Source organism: Shigella sp. FC1567 (assembly GCF_001743015.1).
GTDB classification, from domain to species: domain Bacteria; phylum Pseudomonadota; class Gammaproteobacteria; order Enterobacterales; family Enterobacteriaceae; genus Escherichia; species Escherichia coli.
The window spans coordinates 1-1,196 of record NZ_MIIV01000292.1 but is presented as its reverse complement, the minus strand read 5'-3'; the positions used below and the strand labels follow the sequence as shown (position 1 = coordinate 1,196).

General features: G+C 49.4%; 1 protein-coding gene and 1 pseudogene. Both read left to right on the top strand.

Annotation, left to right across the window (positions count from 1 at the left end):
• A partial coding sequence (locus tag BHE85_RS16015; protein ID WP_001073957.1) for an IS3 family transposase occupies nt 1–209 on the top strand: 209 nt, incomplete at its 5' end.
• A gap of 27 nt (nt 210–236) precedes the next feature.
• Nucleotides 237–1,097 (top strand): annotated as a pseudogene (locus BHE85_RS16010) (EAL domain-containing protein); the annotation flags it as partial.
• Between the last annotated feature and the right edge of the window lie 99 nt (nt 1,098–1,196).

Genomic DNA, 1,196 nt, shown 5'->3' with positions numbered 1-1,196 from the left:
ACTGTTACGACAACGCTCCGATGGAAAGCTTCTGGGGAACGCTGAAAAATGAGAGCCTGAGCCACTATCGTTTTAATAACCGGGATGAAGCCATCTCAGTAATACGGGAATACATTGAGATTTTCTACAATCGTCAGCGTCGTCACTCTCGTCTGGGGAATATCTCCCCGGCAGCCTTCAGGGAAAAATATCATCAGATGGCTGCTTAAAAAAAGAACAAATGGTAGTGTCCGCTATTGCCAGTACACCTCAGTTTACTGGTGGGCTACATCGCCTGGCTGGCGACCGCTTACCGGATGAGCTTTTCCCGCGAAATCAATCTGGGCCTGGCGCAACATGAGTTCGAATTGTTCTGTCAGCCTTTGCTTAATGCGCGCAGCCAGCAATGTATTGGTGTAGAGATTTTGCTGCGCTGGAACAATCCGCGTCAGGGCCGGATTTCACCGGATGTGTTTATTCCTATCGCGGAAGAACATCATTTAATTGTGCCACTGACCCGCTATGTGATGGCAGAAACCATTCGTCAGCGCCATGTTTTCCCGATGAGTAGTCAGTTTCATGTTGGCATTAACGTCGCACCCAGCCATTTTCGCCGTGGTGTGCTGATAAAAGATCTCAATCAGTACTGGTTTAGCGCTCACCCGATTCAGCAACTGATCCTCGAAATCACCGAACGCGATGCCTTACTGGATGTTGATTATCGGATTGCCCGCGAGCTACATCGTAAAAACGTCAAACTGGCGATTGATGACTTCGGCACCGGCAACAGTTCATTTTCCTGGCTTGAAACATTACGTCCTGACGTGCTGAAAATTGATAAGTCATTTACCGCAGCTATAGGTTCTGACGCGGTTAACTCGACGGTGACCGATATCATCATCGCGCTGGGGCAAAGACTGAATATTGAACTGGTGGCGGAGGGCGTGGAAACGCAAGAACAGGCGAAGTATTTGCGCCGTCATGGCGTGCATATTTTGCAAGGGTATTTGTACGCACAGCCGATGCCGCTACGCGATTTTCCCAAATGCCTGGCGGGCAGCCAACCGCCGCCCGCCCGGCATAATGGACATATCACGCCCATTATGCCGTTACGTTAACGCTGATATGACTTTCCGTGTCAAACCGGAATCTCTAATTTTGACGATTTTCTTTTTAGGTTTAATTCCCTGAGGGCGACGTAGCAGTAAATCCGACGG